We start from the raw sequence: 16,311 nt of genomic DNA, 5'->3' as shown, positions 1-16,311 counted from the left end.
TATAAATTTCTCTTGGCGTTAGTGTTGTTAAGAATCTGGCTAACAAAAAGATACAAAGTATTATTCAGAATGTCTGAAGAAACAAAAACAACTGCAGAAGCAGTTACAGTAAATCCAGCAGAATTTTTAGCAACATTTAACTGGCATAAATACGAAGAAGGTATTGATGAAGTTGATGAATCTAAATTACAAGAATTCGAAAAAGCCTTAGAAGGTACAGTAGGTTTTGTAAACGAACGTGATGTAATTGAAGGTAAAGTTACAAGAATTACTGATAGAGATGCAATTATCGATATCAACTCTAAGTCAGAGGGAGTAATTTCTTTAAACGAATTCCGTTACAATCCAGGTTTAGCTGTTGGTGATTCTGTAGAGGTATTAGTTGACAAAAGAGAAGATGCTTCTGGTCAATTAGTGTTATCTCACAAAAAAGCACGTGTAATTAAAGCATGGGAACGTGTTAATAATGCACATGAAACTGGTGAAATCGTTAACGGTTTTGTTAAGTGTAGAACTCGTGGAGGTATGATCGTTGATGTATTTGGTATTGAAGCATTCTTACCAGGTTCTCAAATTGACGTGAAGCCTATTAGAGATTACGATCAGTATGTAGAGAAAACTATGGAATTCAAAGTTGTGAAAATCAACCACGAATTTAAGAACGTAGTAGTATCTCATAAAGCGTTAATCGAAGCAGATTTAGAAGATCAGAAAAAAGAAATCATCGGTCAATTAGAAAAAGGACAAGTATTAGAAGGTGTTGTTAAAAACATTACTTCTTATGGTGTCTTTGTTGATTTAGGTGGTGTTGACGGATTAGTACATATTACTGATTTATCTTGGTCTCGTATCAACCACCCGAATGAGGTTGTTGAATTAGATCAGAAATTAAATGTTGTAATTTTAGACTTTGACGATAACAAATCTAGAATCCAATTAGGATTAAAACAATTATCTGCTCATCCTTGGGAAGCTTTAAATACTGAATTAGCAGTAGGTGATAAAGTAAAAGGTAAGGTTGTTGTTTTAGCTGATTACGGTGCATTCGTAGAGGTTGAAGAAGGTGTTGAAGGATTAATTCACGTTTCTGAAATGTCTTGGTCTACACACTTACGTTCTGCGCAAGATTTCGTAAAAGTTGGTGATGAAGTAGAAGCTCAAATCTTAACATTAGATCGTGAAGATCGTAAGATGTCTTTAGGTATGAAGCAATTACACCCAGATCCATGGACAGATATTACAACTAAATATCCTGTAAACTCAACTCATACTGGTACTGTGCGTAACTACACTAACTTTGGTGTATTCGTAGAATTAGAAGAGGGAATTGACGGATTAGTGTATATCTCTGATTTATCTTGGACTAAGAAAATTAAGCACCCATCAGATTTTGTAACTGTTGGTGATAAATTAGAAGTTCAAGTATTAGAATTAGATGTAGAAAACCGTAAGTTAAACTTAGGTCACAAGCAAACTCAAGATAATCCTTGGGATGCTCATGAAGCTACGTATACAATCGGATCTACTCACGAAGGTTCTATTAAAGAGAAGAATGATAAAGGTGCAACTGTAGTATTTGCAGATGGTATCGAAGCATTCGCTCCAACTCGTTTCTTAGAAAAAGAAGACGGTTCTAAATTAGAAAAAGGTGATGCTGTAAAGTTCATCGTTACTGAATTTAGTAAAGAATACCGTAGAATTGTTGTTTCTCATACTTCTCTTTTCAAAGAAGAAGAAAAGAAAAACATCAAGGCTGCTGCTAAAAAAGCTGCTGACGTAGAAAAAACTACTTTAGGAGATATTGGTGGATTAGCTGAATTAAAAAGAAAAATGGAAGGAAAATAATCTCCTGAAATCATAAATTTTAAAACCGCTACGCAAGTAGTGGTTTTTTTATGCGCTTTATGTAACTTATGTTACAGTTAAACCTCTTTTGAAGTGTTAGTATTTTCTTAAATACTAGTATATTTGTGATTAAAATAAAAAGAAAGATGACACTTATAAAATCTATATCAGGAATTAGAGGAACAATAGGAGGAAACACTGGTGAAAACCTTACTCCGGTTGATGCTGTAAAATTTGCTGCTGCATACGGAGCATTTATTCAAAAAAGAAATCCGAGTGCAAAGGAGATTAAAGTTGTTATAGGAAGAGATGCTCGTATTTCTGGTAAAATGATTAGTAATTTAGTAGCAAATACTTTAGTAGGTTTAGGTATTAATGTAATTGATTTAGGATTATCTACAACACCAACCGTTGAAGTTGCTGTTCCGTTAGAAAAAGCAGAAGGAGGAATTATTTTAACCGCTTCTCATAATCCGAAGCAATGGAATGCTTTAAAGTTATTAAATGAGAAAGGAGAGTTTTTAAATGGTGCTGATGGAGAAGAAATCTTGCGATTAGCAGATAGTGAAGATTTTACTTTTGCTGAAGTTGATGATTTAGGTACCTACAAGAAAAATAAAAAATACTTAAAAAAACATATCAAAGAAGTTATAAAATTAGATTTAGTAGATGTAAAAGCTATTAAAAAAGCCAAGTTTAAAGTTGTTGTTGACGGAGTTAATTCTACCGGAGGAATTTTTATTCCCGCTTTGTTAAAAGAGTTAGGCGTTAAGTGTATAGAATTATACTGTGAACCAAACGGACAATTTCCTCATAACCCTGAACCTTTAAAAGAGAACTTAACTGATATTTCTAAATTAGTAGTTAAGAAAAAAGCTGATTTAGGTATTGTTGTTGATCCTGATGTTGATCGTTTAGCATTAATATCTGAAGACGGTTCTATGTTTGGTGAAGAATATACTTTAGTAGCTTGTGCAGATTATGTATTAGGAAGATTAGGAGGCGGAAATACGGTTTCTAACTTATCATCATCAAGAGCATTGCGTGATGTTACCGAAAAACATGGCGGCACGTACACTGCTTCTGCAGTAGGAGAAGTAAATGTAGTACAAATGATGAAGGATACCGATACTGTTATAGGTGGTGAAGGTAATGGAGGTATCATTTACCCAGCTTCTCATTATGGTCGTGATTCATTAGTTGGTGTTGCGTTATTTTTATCGCACTTAGCACATAAAAAAATGTCTTGTAAAGAATTAAGAGATTCTTATCCTGGTTACTTTATGAGTAAAAATAAAATACAATTAACACCTCAAATCGATGTTGATAAAATTTTAGAAACAATGGCTTCTAAATATAAAGACGAAGATGTGAATACAATTGATGGAGTGAAAATTGATTTTGATACAGAATGGGTGCACTTACGTAAATCGAATACCGAACCTATTGTTAGAATTTATACAGAAAGTACAAGTCAAGAAAATGCAGACACACTTGCAGAGCGATTTATAACAGAAATAGAACAAATAATAAAATAAAAATCACCTATATAGTGTGGTTTTAAAATATAATATTAAAGTTTTTACTTCTTTGAAAACACTATTTTAATAGGAGGTAAGTTTAGACTTTAAATAAACAAAAGTTACAAATTAGTTAATATTATAAACCGTTTAGGCTAACTCTTAGTAGAACTCTAATTTTAGACCATAAAAACAATATTAAAATTATGAATTTAGAACAATATTTTGCTAAGTTTAAAAAAAACATTGTTGGCATCAATCAAACATATACATCTCCTTATGGAGAACAAAAAATGTTATATACTGATTGGACTGCTAGTGGTAGATTATATAGACCTATAGAAGAAAAGTTATTAAATGAATTTGGCCCATTTGTAGCAAATACACATACAGAAACATCTACTTCAGGAGCCGCTATGACATTAGCTTATCATGAAGCTAGAAATATAATTAAGCGTCATGTAAATGCTTCAAAAGATGATGTATTAATTACTGAAGGATCAGGAATGACGGGTGTTGTAAATAAATTTCAACGTATTTTAGGTTTAAAGGTTTCTGAAAACTTAAAAGAGCATACAGAAATACCTGAAGAAAAACGTCCGATTGTTTTTGTAAGTCATATGGAGCACCACTCTAACCAAACATCATGGATAGAAACAATAGCTGATGTAGCTGTTGTACCTTGTAACAAAGAAGGCCTTATATGCTTAGAAATGTTTGAGGAAATCATAAAAGAGTATATAGATAGGCCTATAAAAATTGCATCGATTATTGCAGGTTCTAATGTAACAGGTATTAAAACAGATTATCATAAAGTAGCTTCATTAATTCATAAATATGGAGGTTTATGTTTTGTTGATTTTGCTTGTTCGGCGCCTTATGTTGATATAAATATGCATCCAGAAAATGAAGATGAGTATTTAGATGCTGTTTTCTTTTCTCCTCATAAATTTTTAGGAGGACCAGGAAGTTCTGGAGTATTGATTTTTAATAAAAAATTATATAAAAACATGATTCCTGATAATCCAGGTGGTGGAACTGTTAGCTACACCAATCCTTGGGGAGGACATGATTATTTTGATGATGTTGAAACACGAGAAGATGGTGGAACTCCAGCTTTTTTACAAACGATTAAAATAGCATTGTCTATTCAGTTAAAAAATCAGATGGGAACTGATAAGATGAAACAACGTGAAGATGAAATAAACCCTATTATTTTTAATTGTTTAGAAAACTTAGAGGGTGTAAAAATTTTAGCGCCTAATACTAAAGATCGATTGAGTATTTTTTCTTTTTACTATGAAAAATACCATTTCAATTTAGTGGTTAAATTATTAAACGATCGTTTCGGAATTCAAACAAGAGGAGGTTGTTCTTGTGCCGGTACTTATGGTCACTTTTTATTAAATGTAGATTTAGATAAATCAAACAAAATAAAAGATCAAATATTAGAAGGTTGTAATACTGATAAACCAGGTTGGGTACGTTTGTCTGTACACCCTACAATTACAGATACCGAAATACAATTTATTTGTAATTCATTAAAAACCTTAACTGAAAATATAGAAGAATGGTCTAAAGATTATATGTATGATATGGTTAAAAATGATTATATCCATGCTACAACCGAGCCTATAGAAAAAGAATTAATTGCAGATTGGTTTACTTTATAATATGAATCTTTTAGACGCTACATTTTTAGAAGAACATTATTCTGAAATTAAAGAAGAAAGAATATCAGGAAGACATATAACACTTAATGATATTAAGCCTCTTTTTGATGGCTTAGATAAAAATATCGAACATAAAATTATAGGTAAATCTGAAGTAGGTAAGGATATTTATCAATTAAAATTAGGATCCGGTAAAAGAAAAATACTTGTATGGAGCCAAATGCATGGTAATGAAAGTACAGGTACTAAAGCAGTGTTCGATTTTTTAAATTTCATAAAACTACACTCAAAAAATAAAATAGTCACAGCAGTTTTAAAGAACTGTACTATAAAAATTATACCGATGTTAAATCCTGATGGAGCAGAGGTATATACGCGTGTTAATGCGAATGGAATCGATTTAAACAGAGATGCTGTTGCTTTGCATGCTAAAGAAAGTAAGTTATTACGTAGCATATTAGATAGGTTTAAACCAGATTTTTGTTTTAACCTTCATGATCAGAGAACTATTTTTGGGGTAGAGGGAACCAAAAACCCGGCTACTATTTCATTTTTAGCTCCTTCAGAAGAAGAAAGTCGCAAAATTACAAAAGGTCGTAAAGAAACTATGAATGTTATAGTCTCTATGAATGGCTTACTTCAAAAAATAATTCCAAATTATATAGGTCGTTATACTGATGAGTTTTATCCGACAGCAACGGGAGATAATTTTCAGAAATTAGGACATAACACTATTTTAATAGAAGGAGGTCATTATCCGAATGATTACGAACGAGAAATCGTAAGAAAATATAATTTCTTTGCTATTTTACAAGGAATATATCATATTTCAGTTACTAAAAACTTCGAAAATCACTTAGATTATTTATCTATTCCAAACAATATCAAGAACTTCTATGATGTTATTTATAGGTCAAAAAATAATCAAAAAGATGTAGCATATCAGTATGTAGAGAAATTAGAAAATAGTAAATTTGCACTGGATTTAATTAAAGAAAAAGAAGGCGATTTATCTTCATATTTGGGTCATAAGGAATTCAAAGAAAAAGATATAAATCTAAATATTTCTCAGTAAAAGTCTTTTTTAAATAGAAAAAAATCATATTTTAGCAATATTACTTGAATAAAACAGAAAAATGAAAAAGTTTGTATTAGATGAGATTGATCATCAAATTTTAGATATTTTAATTGAAAATGCGCGTACTCCTTTTACCGACATTGCAAAAAAGTTATTAGTATCAGCTGGTACTATTCACGTGCGTGTTAAAAAGATGGAAGATGAAGGTATTATTCAAGGTTCAACACTAACTTTGAACTACGATAAAATGGGATATACTTTTATAGCTCATGTAGGTGTATATTTAGAAAAAACATCTATGACTCAGCATGTTTTAGATAGTTTGCGTTTAATACCAAACGTAACTGTTGCTTATGTTACTGCTGGTAAATACAATATTTTTTGTAAAGTAAGAGCTAAAAGCACTAATGATGCAAAAGACATTATTTATAAAATAGATGATATTAGTGGAGTAAACCGAACAGAAACTATGATTTCTTTAGAAGAAAGCATTAATGACAAGAAACGTTTAATGCACGCTATTTTTCAGGAAATTTAAAAACTTACATATTAAATTAAAAAGGTTGACATAATTGTCAACCTTTTTTTGTTTATAAATATTATTTAAAGTTAATTCTGATATATTTGTTTTTTTTTAAAATCAATTTAATGAAAGTAACAAATCGTAGTTTACATAGAGACTTTGCCTATTTTTATGTAGGTTTAATTATCGCTTTTTCTTTTTCGGGAATTATATTAAACCATAGAGGAGATTGGTATCCGATGGATTATACCTACGAAAACAAAGAAGTAGCTATTACTTTGCCAAAAGATTCTAAAAATATAACCAAAGAGTTTCTTATAGATGCTACTAAAGATTTTAATTTAAAATATGATGGTCATAGAGTAAGAGATAATATACTTAGAGTATATTATAAGAATAATACCATTTTAGATGTTGATATGAAATCTGGTATTGGTAGTTTAGAATTTAAACGAAAAGTGCCAATAATTGGTCATGCTATGTATTTACATAAATCGACAAATAATTTTTGGATATGGTATTCTGATATTTTTGGTGCAGCAATGTTATTAATCGCTATTACTGGTATTTTAATCCTTGCAGGTAAAAACGGATTTTCTAAAAGAGGGTGGAAGCTAGCGCTATTAGGTATGATTTTTCCACTATTATTTTTAATACTGTTTTCTTAAATACTCCAATTAAAACGTTTAAAAACGATATTCCAGTCATTTGGTAAATCAGCCTTTATTAGTTGTTTTTTGTTAGAAAAAGGGTGTATAAACTCTAAGGAATAGGCATGTAAGAATAAGTTTTCACAGTTAAAATTATCAATAAACATTACATTATGATTCTTGTCACCATATTTCGGATCACCAATAAGTGGATGGCTAATTTTATTCATATGAATACGCAACTGATGTAATCTTCCTGTGGTAGGTTTCATCTCTACTAAGCTATATCGAGAACTATCGTAAGGTTTTACAGGAATATCTACAATTACATTCGTAACCGTTTTTAAATGTGTTTCTGCCTCTTTATAAACGTCAGAATCTCTTCCTTTTACAGGAGAATCAATCACTTTACTTTCTGGAGAATGCCCTCTTACAATTCCGTAATATGTTTTTTGAATCTCGTTATTTGTAAATAACTCCTGAAACTTAGAAACATGTTTGGTTTCTTTAGCTAATAAAATGATTCCTGAAGTTTTTCTATCTAATCGATGTATCGGATAAAATTTATGACCGAATTGATTAAATAATAATTGCAATAAAGAATCTTCATCAGAAACATTTCTAGAATGATGCGCATGATGTACAACTACATTATTAGGTTTGGCAACACAAAGTACATAATCGTCTTCAAAAAGAATAGTAAGGCTCATAAAGTTTAATTATTTGTAATTTTTAACTTCGTAAAGTTCAATAATAATAACGATAAAATTCCGCAAATTAAAAAACCTACAAACAAAGGCAGGGTAGTGGTTTCGACATATTTTCCAATAAGGGTAGCAATAGGAACTGCCATAATTGTAGATACGAATCCGTTTATTGCAGCTCCAACACCTGCAATATGACCAACAGGTTGCATTGCTAAAGCTCTTAAATTTCCGAAGAGAAAACCGATAGAGAAAAACTGTATGGCAAAAAAAGGTATTAATACAGTAATACTAGGATTTTCTTTTCCATAAAATAAGACGATATAAATAATTGGAATTAAAGTAAAAACAATTAAAAAAGTAGAAATTAATTTTAACATTCCGAACTTCATTACAAAAGTTCCGTTTAAAAAAGTTGCAAATCCTACCGAAATAGCTAAACCTGCAAATATGTATGGAAATTCATTTGCTAAATCATATTGTACTTGAAAAATACGTTGTGAAGCACTTAAATACACCATAAAAGAACCTGTTATAAACCCAGATATTAAGGTAAATACAACGGCTTGTTTATGTTTTAAAAATTCCTTTGTTCCTTCAATAAAAAGACTAAAAGACAAGGTTGTTCTGTTTTCTTTTTTTAATGTTTCTGGCTGGCGCTTCCATAACCAAATCATAACAATAAAGCCATATATTAATTGACTATAAAATATAAATTTCCAACCGTAAGCATCTAACATCAACTTACCAATAGCAGGCGCTACAACAGGAACTAGGATGAAAATAACCACTATAAAAGACATTATTTTGGCCATATAATTACCTTCAAAACTATCTCTTACCATAGCAATACTAATTGTTCTCGGAGCAGATAAACCAATACCTTGTAATATTCTACCAAAAACCATCATTTCTATACTTGTAGCGCTGATACATATAAAGCTAGCAATAACAAAAACGATGAAACCAAAATATATTACAGGTTTTCTTCCTAAACTATCTGAGATTGGTCCCGAAATTAACTGGCCAAAACCCAATCCTAAAAAAATCATGGTTACCAGTAACTGATTATCGTCTGAGTTTTGTGGTATATTAATACTAATTCCTATTTGCTCTAAAGCAGGTAATAATGCATCAATAGATAATGCTACTAATGACATTAAGGCTGCCATTAAACCAATAAACTCTAATCTAGATTTTTTATGTTTTTGCATTCGGCAAAAATAGGATGTTTATTTTGAGTAGTAATATTTAATATATCTTTATTATAAAATAATCTATTTAACATAATATTAATTATAGTACAAATGTTCATTGTGTTGTTTAAGCAGTTGTTTCTATTTGATAGCTATAATGTAGTATTATGTAAAATATCCCAGAAGCATTCGTTTTCATAAGAATAATTGGAACTTGGGTCATTAAACAAATAAGCGGTTTGCTTCGCAGAGTTTTTAAAACATTTGTATCTATAATTTGTTGTTATGTAAAATAGCCGCTACCAAGCGCTCGATTGTTTTATAAAATCAAATTGCTCTGGCAATTTATTTTACACACAATTATCCATCGCTTGCCAACGCCAAAATAAAAGCTAACCTTTTTGCTCTTATTAAAAATCGCGTATTCGATAAAATGTACGTTATAAAAAATTTTACGAGATTCTCGTGGATTGCCACAAGAGTATAAAATTTTCCCTTGCTCAATTCCTTGCTTAAAAATTTCTATACACTTGTTATATGTAGAATTTCAATTAATCTTTTTTTCTTTTTTTCATTATCTTTTGTCTTGAAACAAAAGAAACAAAAATTCAAGGCTGCATAAACTTTTGGAAACAATTTACGGCTTATTCGCTATATTTTAGACTATTTGGCGTTAAGAAAATGTACAGTGTACATTTTTAGGCAAATACGATTTGAAACGAGGTTTTAGTTAAGAGTTGTATCCAAATTCAATCATCCACAGGATAATTCCATTTGTATAGCCTAAAATATGGACGCTCACTTCACCTTATTGTTTTACCAAAATTTTCTGAGGCCATTTTACAACGCATCATCTGGGTAAAAACTCGTTTTATCAATAATTTATTAGATATTTAATATGTAGAGAATATTGAACTATAAGCTTAAACTGTTTGCAACTGATTTAAAACTTCCAAGCCTTGTATAGAAACGATTCTATGCATAAACAGTGAATTTAAAAAACAAACGGCATTTTTATTAGTTTGCGCATCAAAGGACAAATCTGAAGTAAAAATAATTTTAGAAATATTGTTGAAAGATGAGCAGATTTCTTGATTGTTAATCTCCTTTTTATAAAGGCCTTCCGATATACCTTTTTGAATATTACGATATATAAAAGGAATAATAATATCGTCTTTATAACTAAATATCTCCATGTACTTATTCGGGTAGTATTTTTTTAATTCGCGACCATAAACTGGAGAAATTAAAAAGGATATCCCATTTACATATTTAAAAAACGAGTGCAGCTCTTCTAAAGCATTGCGAGATGACGCACTCGTTTTTTTTATAATTGCTATTAATTCTTCCACTTGTAATTTAATAGTCTGATTTAATAAATCACTCTTGTTTTTGTAATGCTTGTAAATGGTTTTTTTAGACACCCCGCACTTATTCGCAATATCATCCATACTGATATTTTGAATACCAAAGCTAAAAAACAACTCTTGAGACACTTTTAAAATGTGATTTTTTACTTGCATTATAAAATCGTTTTATTTTATTTCACCAATAGCTTTTTTATAGTTTGCTTGACTTATTAGCTGTAATGCCTTTGCATCAATAACCTCAGAATAGGCTTGTTGCCAAAGCACTTGTGCTTCTAAAACATCTTTACCTACAACGGTTCCTGCATCAAATCGATCTTGATGTAAGCGTAAGTTTTCATCGGCTTGTTCCAAAGATTTTTTCGTGATTTCTACACGCTTAATGGCTTGTTGTAATTCTAAATACGCGTTTTCTATTTGAATTAAAATTAACTCTTGCGTGTCTTCTAATTCTAATTTTTTAGCTTCAGTTTTAAAATTTTGCTCTTTTACTTTTTGCTTTCTACTTCCCCAATCAAATACTGGAATATTAACGTTTAACATGCCATAGTAAGAAGTGAAATCGTTACTTGCATCTGTAAAGTTAATTTGATCTCCTGCAGCATATAATCCGCTAACGTTAAATGAAATTGTTGGTTTTCTATCTGCTTCTAACACTTTGGCTTGTAAGCTTTCAATTTCCACAGCATTATGTAGCATTTTAATTTCTGGTCGTTTTGCTACAGCTTCATTTGCGTTTACTTTATCTGTTAGAATAGGGTTATCATCTGTAGTATCTCTCACTTCAAAATTGGAATTTTCAAGACCAATTAACTGTGCCATTCTCAATTTTAAAATGGATAGATTATCGTTTGCTGTTATTAAATCTAATGCTGCTTGATTGAGTTGTACTTGCACTTGAAGCACATCGTTTTTATAAATTAATCCAGCATCAAAAGCGTTGGTTAAATCTTGTAATAAAGCCGTTAAAAGTGCTTGGTATTTGGTTGCTAAATCTACTTTAGAGGTAACATTAATAATTTGCCAATAGGTGGTTTCTACGTCTAAAATAACTTCTGCTTCGGTTAATTCCTTTTGGGAACTGTATAAATCTACAGCTGTAGCACTCATTTTTTTAGCTGTGTTTATTTTTCCTCCAGCATAAATAACTTGGGTAACACCTAAAGATGCAGAGGCTTGATTTTCTGGTAATAATACACTTAATGGTTCACCAACATGAATACCCATTACGCTTCCATCTATAAAGGGTTTATCAGATGCATAAGCAGATGCTTTTGCTGCCTTTGCTGCTTCTATATTTTGTGTTGCTCGTTTTGTGTTTTTATTATTGGTTTTAGCCAAGGTTTTAGCTTGTTCTAAAGTCAAAATCTGCTCTTGAGCTTGAATGCTTTGCAAAGTGAAAGCCAAAACAAACGCAAAGGACAATATAAATTTATATGTTTTCATTATGTTAATTATAAAATAACTATAGTGCTACCACTTCTCGTTTAGGGAATCCATTGCTATTAATCAGTGGAAGCAGTAGCGTATAGTTTTGTTATTTTAATCGTTTTTTTAATTTGTGTTTTAGGATGTCTATTTTTCTAGTTGTTCTGCTTTTCTTTGGTTTGTAAAGAATAGGTTCAAAAGTTTGGGCATTTGGATGTGGATGCACTTCTTTAACTGCTTCAATTTTCACAAATTTGTAATACAGAATAGGTACAATAAATAAGGTCATGACCATAGAAACTAATAAACCAACAGCTAAAACACTACCTAAAGGAGCCCAAAGTGGAGATTTTCCTGCAATCATTGGTACTACTCCAATTGCTGCTGCGCAAGAGGTTAAGAAAATAGGACGCATACGTCTTTTTCCTGCTGCTTTTGCTGCTTCTAATTTGTTATAACCATGTTCTAGAATCAATTCATCTGCATAATCCACTAGTATAATTCCGTTTCTAACTACAATACCAATCAAACTAATAATTCCCATAAATGCTGTAAATCCGAAAGGGTTTCCTGTAAGGTATAATCCTAAAAATGCACCTAATAAACTCAACGGAAACGTTGCTAAAACGATTAATACTTTTACAAAGTTTTTAAACTGAAATAACAACACTAAAAAGATAAGCATGATGCTAATTCCCATTGATGCTCCCATTCCAGGACCAGTTTCATTAATACTTTCAAATTCTCCTCCATAATTAATACTGATGCCATCAGGAAGATTTAAAGCTTCTATTTGAGGCATAATTTCTGCTTGAATAGTAGCTGCTTTAATTCCCATTTGCGCTTCTGATCTTACGGTAAGTGTACGTAACCCATTTCTATGTGCAATAATTCCTGTATGCCATTCTGGAGAAATAGTTGCGACTTCTCTTAAAGGTACTTTGGTTCCTAATGCGGTAGAAATGTTTAAACTTCCTAATTCATCTAAGTTTTTTCTATCATTTTCATCATATCGCAATAAAATATCAATAGGTTTATCACCTTCATAAATGGTGCTTACAGGAAACCCTTTTAATCCAGCGCCTAAAGTTTGCGACACGTTGGTATTAGTCACACCTAACCTATTGGCAACATCATCTTTTAATGCTACTGTTGCTCCTAAATAATCATCTTGGTAGGTTGTTCTTATCCAGTTTGTACCTTCCGTATTTCTAAGAATGTCTTCAATTTTTACAGCAACTTCTTTTTGCACATTCATATCTTCTCCAACAATTCTAACTTCAACAGATGCAGGTGCTTCATTTAAAGATAGCTGACGAATTCTTATATAACCATCTGGTACAAAGTTTTTGAATTTCTTTAGATATTCCTGAGCCAATTCGGTTGTTGCATCTTTACCTGTTGTGGTAATAAAAATTTGAGCAAAGTTTTTACGCGGAAATTCTGGCGCGTAGGTAGAATGAAAACGTGGTGAACTTGTACCTACAAAACTGGCCACACCTACTACTCTATCTTCTCCTTCAATTGCTGCTTCTACACGTTGTACAACTGCTTCGGTTTGTTCTAAACTTCCGCCATTTGGCAACCAAACTTCAATATTAAATTGATTTCTTTCTGCTATAGGAAATAATTCTTGCTCTAATTGTGAAGCGACTCCGAAACCTAAGAAAATAGAAAGAAGACCAATTACCATTGTTAAATTTGGACTTTTAAAACAACGATCTAACATACTATTGAATACATTTTGTAAACGATCTAGCATGCTATCTTTTTTCTTTTCCTCTTCTCTTGAATCTTTCTTTAAACCCTTTTTAATGAAGATATAACATAAATAAGGTGTTAGTAAAAGTGCTACTAGTAAGGACGCAAATAAAGCTACTGCTACAGCAACTGGTAAAGCTTGAATAAATTCTTTGGTTATTCCGTTTAAGAAAAATGCCAATGGTAAAAACGAGCAAATAATAGCCATAGTCGCTGTAAAAACAGGAACCATTAACTGCGTTGCACTTTGCCAACCAGCAGTCCAAGGGTCTTCACCTTCATCTAGTTTTTCAACGTAATTATCTACTACCACAATGGCATCATCTACCACCATACCAAGTACAATAATTAAGGCAGCAAGCGTTACTTGATGAATTTCAATTCCCATCATGTTTAAAACACCAAACGTGATAAAAATAGACACAGGAGCAGCAACAGCAGATACTATTGCAAAACGAAATGGAAGTAAAATAATAACAACCATAATTACAGCTAGAATAGCGATAGCGAATTCTAACATAAAGTGACTAATACTTTCTTGTACAACTTCTGGCTGATTCACGATGGTTTGTACATGGACATCGTCTGGTAATTCTTGTTCTATATTATGTAAAGCAACTTCTACTTTTTCTCCAAATTGTACAATATTGTTTCCTGGTTGCATTTCTATTGCAATCATGGTTACTTTATCGTCTCCAACTTTTATAAAACTTGTTGTTTCTTCATAACGACGTTCAATATTTGCAACATCTTTTAATCGTACAATTTTTCCTTCTGGTGTACTGTACACAATTTGATTACCTAAATCGGTAACATTTTTATATTGATTTTTTGCAAAAACGGATACTTCTGAATTTTCTAAGGTAATTCCGCCTGCATAATCTGTATTGTTTTGCATCTGAATCACTTGCGCAATACTTGAAAAATCAAAACCATATTGTCTTAATTTTTCATCTTTAACAGTGACATAGATCTGTTCTTTTTGTCCGCCATATCTTTTAATTTTAGATGTTTCCGGAATGGTTTTCAATCCATCTTCTAACTTATCCAAGTATGTTTCAAGCTCAGCATAACTTCTATTTGGAGCCGAAACAGTAATCATTTGCGATACAACATCTCCAAAATCACTATTCACTATTGGTCCAACCATGCCTTTTGGTGTGGCAAAACTTTGCGGAAATGTGGTCATTAATCCGCGTTGTAGTGTAGACCAAAACTCATCGGTGTTTTTAACGTTTTCGTTTAACTCAACTGTAATAACCACTTGACCTTCAGAAGTGTCCGAAAATGTTTTTGCTTTTCTAATCTCTTCAAAACCAAACAAATATTGTTCTAATGGGTCTGTTAATTGTCGTTCTACTTGTAACTCGTCTGCACCAGGAAATGCTGCAATAACTAATCCCTTACGTACTGTAATTTGAGGATCTTCACTACGTGCCATTGTTGCTAGCGAGTAAATTCCTAAAATCATAAGAATTGCAGTAAGCACAAGTGTTACCTGATGATATTTCATAGAAGCCTCTATGAAATTTATTTTCACTTTTTTCATTTCTTAAATATCTTTTCAGTTAGAATTAGATGGCAATCGCTTGTCCTTCTTTTACATTTTTTTGTCCTTCAACAAGCACTTTGTCACCTACTTTTAACCCTGAAGTCACGATAATATCATTGTTTTTAAAACCTCCAACTTCCACTCTTTTTTTGATTGCTTTTCCGTTTTTAGCAACAAATACATAAAGAATATCATTAGCATCTCTAATCACAGAAACCGAAGGGATTGTAATAACTTCCACAGGATTTCCTGTGTTGATTTCGATAGTGCTTATCATTCCTGGTAGCAATTCATTATTCGTATTATCTAAGCGAACTTTTACATTAAATGTTCTAGTAAGCGCATCTGCACTAGGATTTAAAATATCTATTTTCCCTGGGAAAGATTTGTTTAATGATGCAATAGAAATGGTTGCTTCCGTACCAATTTTAAGTTTAGAAATTTCAGACTCTGTTATAGATGCTTTAGCATATACTTTATCTGTTTTCATTAAGGTAAACGCAGGAATACTTGGTGCAGCAGTTGCGCCAACTTCTGTAATTTTAGCGGTAATTATACCTGTAAAAGGTGCATATAATTTAGTGTCTGACAAGTTTTTACCAGCCATACTTTTATTCGCTTTTGCTTGCGCAACAGCTACTTTTGCGGTAATAAAATCGCGTTCTGGTAAGCTTCCTTTTTTATATAGACCGTTTAATCTGTTAAAATTATCATTGTCTTGTTCTAAACTTGCTTCAGCAATGTAAAAGGCATTTTGGTACGTAGTTGCATCTATAGATGCTAATAATTGTCCTTTTTTAACACGTTGACCTTCTTCTACAGCAACATGAGACACACGTCCTTGAACTGCAAAACCTATAGAAACAATGTTGTCTGCTTCAATAGTTCCGCTATAATTTAGTATTTCGTTTTCTGAGGTGGTTTTTATCTCTAAAACAGTTGCTTTTTGAATGGCTTCGTTTGTTTTAGTTTCTTTTTTTCGCTGGAACAACTTGCTAATATTAGAACAAGAAC

General features: G+C 31.6%; 12 protein-coding genes. 6 read left to right on the top strand and 6 right to left on the bottom strand.

Annotation, left to right across the window (positions count from 1 at the left end):
* The first annotated feature begins 69 nt into the window (after positions 1–69).
* From rpsA to RRF68_RS02965, 6 genes are all read left to right on the top strand, one after another.
* Positions 70–1,845 carry a 30S ribosomal protein S1 gene (rpsA, locus tag RRF68_RS02990; RefSeq protein WP_218772493.1) on the top strand — a complete coding sequence of 592 codons (1,776 nt, stop codon included), beginning with the start codon at positions 70–72 and terminating at the stop codon, positions 1,843–1,845.
* Positions 1,846–1,991: 146 nt separating this feature from the next.
* Positions 1,992–3,383, top strand: coding sequence for a phosphoglucosamine mutase (gene glmM / locus RRF68_RS02985; RefSeq protein ID WP_315944951.1), 1,392 nt, complete (start codon positions 1,992–1,994; stop codon positions 3,381–3,383).
* Between the two features lie 188 nt (positions 3,384–3,571).
* Positions 3,572–5,038, top strand: a complete 1,467-nt coding sequence (locus RRF68_RS02980) for an aminotransferase class V-fold PLP-dependent enzyme (RefSeq protein ID WP_315944950.1) — start codon at positions 3,572–3,574, stop codon at positions 5,036–5,038.
* Position 5,039: 1 nt separating this feature from the next.
* Positions 5,040–6,113: a M14 family metallopeptidase gene (locus RRF68_RS02975; RefSeq protein WP_315944949.1), complete on the top strand. Its 1,074-nt coding sequence runs from the start codon at positions 5,040–5,042 to the stop codon at positions 6,111–6,113.
* Between the two features lie 61 nt (positions 6,114–6,174).
* On the top strand, positions 6,175–6,654 hold the full coding sequence (locus RRF68_RS02970; RefSeq protein ID WP_218772498.1) for an Lrp/AsnC family transcriptional regulator: 480 nt from the start codon (positions 6,175–6,177) through the stop codon (positions 6,652–6,654).
* 110 nt (positions 6,655–6,764) lie between these two features.
* A complete protein-coding gene (locus RRF68_RS02965; protein WP_315944948.1) occupies positions 6,765–7,307 on the top strand; it encodes a PepSY-associated TM helix domain-containing protein in 543 nt (180 codons plus the stop codon).
* On the opposite strand, the gene RRF68_RS02960 is transcribed toward RRF68_RS02965, so the two are convergent.
* The 6 genes from RRF68_RS02960 to RRF68_RS02935 form a co-directional block, all read right to left on the bottom strand.
* A complete protein-coding gene (locus RRF68_RS02960) occupies positions 7,304–7,999 on the bottom strand; it encodes a pseudouridine synthase (RefSeq protein WP_315944947.1) in 696 nt (231 codons plus the stop codon). The two genes, RRF68_RS02965 and RRF68_RS02960, sit on opposite strands and share 4 nt — an antisense overlap.
* A gap of 5 nt (positions 8,000–8,004) precedes the next feature.
* Positions 8,005–9,207 (bottom strand): multidrug effflux MFS transporter, encoded by a 1,203-nt coding sequence (locus tag RRF68_RS02955; protein WP_315944946.1) that lies wholly within the window; start codon positions 9,205–9,207, stop codon positions 8,005–8,007.
* A 905-nt stretch (positions 9,208–10,112) separates the two neighbouring features.
* Positions 10,113–10,712, bottom strand: coding sequence for a TetR/AcrR family transcriptional regulator (locus RRF68_RS02950; RefSeq protein WP_315944945.1), 600 nt, complete (start codon positions 10,710–10,712; stop codon positions 10,113–10,115).
* A 12-nt stretch (positions 10,713–10,724) separates the two neighbouring features.
* Positions 10,725–12,002, bottom strand: coding sequence for a TolC family protein (locus RRF68_RS02945; RefSeq protein ID WP_315944944.1), 1,278 nt, complete (start codon positions 12,000–12,002; stop codon positions 10,725–10,727).
* 91 nt (positions 12,003–12,093) lie between these two features.
* Positions 12,094–15,294, bottom strand: a complete 3,201-nt coding sequence (locus RRF68_RS02940; protein ID WP_315944943.1) for an efflux RND transporter permease subunit — start codon at positions 15,292–15,294, stop codon at positions 12,094–12,096.
* 25 nt (positions 15,295–15,319) lie between these two features.
* Positions 15,320–16,288 (bottom strand): efflux RND transporter periplasmic adaptor subunit, encoded by a 969-nt coding sequence (locus RRF68_RS02935; protein ID WP_315944942.1) that lies wholly within the window; start codon positions 16,286–16,288, stop codon positions 15,320–15,322.
* Between the last annotated feature and the right edge of the window lie 23 nt (positions 16,289–16,311).

The sequence above is a fragment of the Tenacibaculum sp. HL-MS23 genome (assembly GCF_032463465.1).
In the GTDB taxonomy this organism is placed as follows: domain Bacteria; phylum Bacteroidota; class Bacteroidia; order Flavobacteriales; family Flavobacteriaceae; genus Polaribacter; species Polaribacter bernardetii.
The sequence above is the reverse complement of the archived record's forward strand: the minus strand, read 5'-3'. Positions and strand labels throughout refer to the sequence as shown.